At 65.3% G+C, this 2325-nt stretch carries 3 protein-coding genes; 2 read left to right on the top strand and 1 reads right to left on the bottom strand.

Annotated features, from left to right (window positions below):
- Positions 1–1649: TonB-dependent receptor plug domain-containing protein (locus tag ABWP50_RS11865; protein WP_353218197.1), on the top strand; the 1649-nt coding region annotated here is incomplete at its 5' end.
- 107 nt (positions 1650–1756) lie between these two features.
- On the opposite strand, the gene ABWP50_RS11860 is transcribed toward ABWP50_RS11865, so the two are convergent.
- Positions 1757–2125 (bottom strand): hypothetical protein, encoded by a 369-nt coding sequence (locus tag ABWP50_RS11860; protein WP_353218196.1) that lies wholly within the window; start codon positions 2123–2125, stop codon positions 1757–1759.
- Positions 2126–2142: 17 nt separating this feature from the next.
- Between ABWP50_RS11860 and ABWP50_RS11855 the strand changes: the two genes are divergently transcribed.
- Positions 2143–2325, top strand: a 183-nt coding sequence (locus tag ABWP50_RS11855) for a hypothetical protein (protein ID WP_353218195.1), incomplete at its 3' end; no start/stop codon positions are given.

Genomic DNA, 2325 nt, shown 5'->3' with positions numbered 1-2325 from the left:
GGGATGGCCGCCTCGATCTGGGGCTGATCCCGGCCGGCATCATCGGCAGCCTGCAAGTGCGCAAGGGCGCCGGCGCCATCGAATATGGCGCGAATGCCGTGGCCGGCACAGTCGATCTGCAAAGCCGCAGCAGTGGCCTGGCAGCGCAGGCGCAGGCCGGGCCCTATGGCATGGCCAATCTCTCGGCAGCAGCGGCCATGCCGGTTGCGGGCCTGACCCTGACATTGGGCGCAGCGCATCAGGCGCAATCAGCCCTGTCGGTGGCGCAGGCCGCAGTGCTGCCGTTCAGCCAGCCAGCCGGCGGCCGCCGGTTGAACAGCGATCTGGCCGCCACCAGCTGGTTTGCAGCGCTGGCCGGATCGGCCGGGCCGCTGGATTGGCGCGCCAGCCTGCTGCACATCGATGCGACGCGCGGCATCCCGCCGGAATCGGACCGCGATCCCGCCATCACCCCGCCGCGATACTGGCGCACACCCGATTGGCAGCTCAGCCAGGCGCAAATCGCGCTGGAAGTGCCGATCGGCGGTGCCACGGCGCGCGCAGTCGCCTTGCGGCAATGGTTCGGCCAGACCATCACCAGCTTTCGGGATGCGCGCTACACTTTGCTCAGTGGCCGCGAACTAAACGATGACGACACGCTCGGCGGCCGGCTGACGCTGCGTCACACGCTTGGCCCCGCCACCTTGCGCTGGAGCCTGTCCGGCCAGATCAGCGATCACCGCCAATCGGACACCGCCCTGCCCGCCGGCACCATGACCGGACCGCTGCGGTACCGTCAATCATTGGCGTCGGGCGGACTGGAGGCAGATGTGCCGCTGGGCAGCGCCGCGCTTACGCTTGGGCTGGGCCTTGATGCATCGACCAATCCCTTCACCGGCAACAAGCCGGCGCAGCCCGCCCGGCAGGCAGCCACATTTTCAGCCGCCATGGCAGTGCCGCTGAATGACGCCGTACAGCTCACCCTGTCCGGCGGGCGGCGCAATCGCTTTGCATCGGCGCGCGAATTGTTTGGCGAAGCGCTGGGGCGGTTCCTGTCCAATCCCGCCCTGACGCCGGAACGCGTCTGGCTGAGCGATGCCGAACTGGTGTGGCGGCCCGGCGGCGCCGTGATCACGCTCAACCCGTTCTGGCAGCGCGTCGATGGCAGCATCGGCCAGCGCGTTGTGACGGTGAACGGCGCTGCGCTGCGCCAACGCTTCAATCAGGGCGCTGCCACCAGCATCGGCATCGATCTGGCCCTGCAATTGCCGCTCAGCGCCGGGCTGACGCTGGAAATCACCGGCAACGCCCAGCACGCCAGCAGCGGCGGCCAACCATTGCTGCAACGCCCGTTCCACGAGGCGATGGCCGCCATCGATTGGGCCCCGTCACGCGCGTTCGATCTGCGGGCCGAAGTGCGGCGCATCGGGCCAGCCAGAGACCTTGGCCGCGATCTCGCCCCCCGCCCGGCACCCGCTGGGCAATTGGCCCGCCTGCCGCCCGCCACGGAAATCAACCTGCGCAGCCGCGTGCTGCTGACACGCATCGGCAAGACCCGGCTTTCCGCCACCGCCGCGCTGGACAATCTGCTCAACGCGGCGGTGTTTCCGCAACTGGGGCTGCCACTGCCCGGCCGCACCCTGCGCATCGGTGTGCTGTTGGCGGATTGATTGCAAAGGAAAATCAAGGCCTCCGGCGGGCAGGGCTGAGCCCTGCACCCGATTGTTTTCGGGCGCGCTTATGGCTGATTTCACCCCCAATTTCGGACATTTGCGGCCTAGAGCAACGACAAACTTACCATCGCCACCATCATAACTGCTGCTGCAATCCAGACCGTTGCCGACACGTTCGAAACATGGACCCAAACCCGCGACTGCGATAGCAGGCGGCTGTCTTTCTCGATTGCCTTCGGGTCAACGCCGGTTTGGCTTGTCAAAACCTCAGCAAAACGCGCCCATAGCTCATCGGTCCTGCTTTCGGCGGGTAGTTTCTTGCAAAGCGAAATAAACACGTCGCCAGCAGTTTGCCATTGCGCCGCGTCCGCCTGATCAAGCTTCACCCCGAAGGCGCGTTGAACGTCGTCAATGGCCAATAGTTCATCACCGTCGCCGCCAAGGCCAACACTTTTTGGAAGGGTAGCGCTCATAAATCTACAATACGGTCATGCCGCGTGTTCGCAATGTCTGCCTTACACCCCAAAGCTGCCCAAAATGCGCCGCACAAAAACGAAAGTGGGTGCAGGGGCTCAGCCCCTGCCCGCCGGAGGCATTTTTGCTTCTGCCTGAACCTTCATCAATCCGGCAAAAACCGCGCCAGTTCGGCCATGAAGCGATCGAACTGGTCATG

This window comes from Sandarakinorhabdus sp. (genome assembly GCF_040398645.1).
Taxonomy (GTDB): Bacteria; Pseudomonadota; Alphaproteobacteria; order Sphingomonadales; family Sphingomonadaceae; genus Sandarakinorhabdus.
The sequence above is the reverse complement of the archived record's forward strand: the minus strand, read 5'-3'. Positions and strand labels throughout refer to the sequence as shown.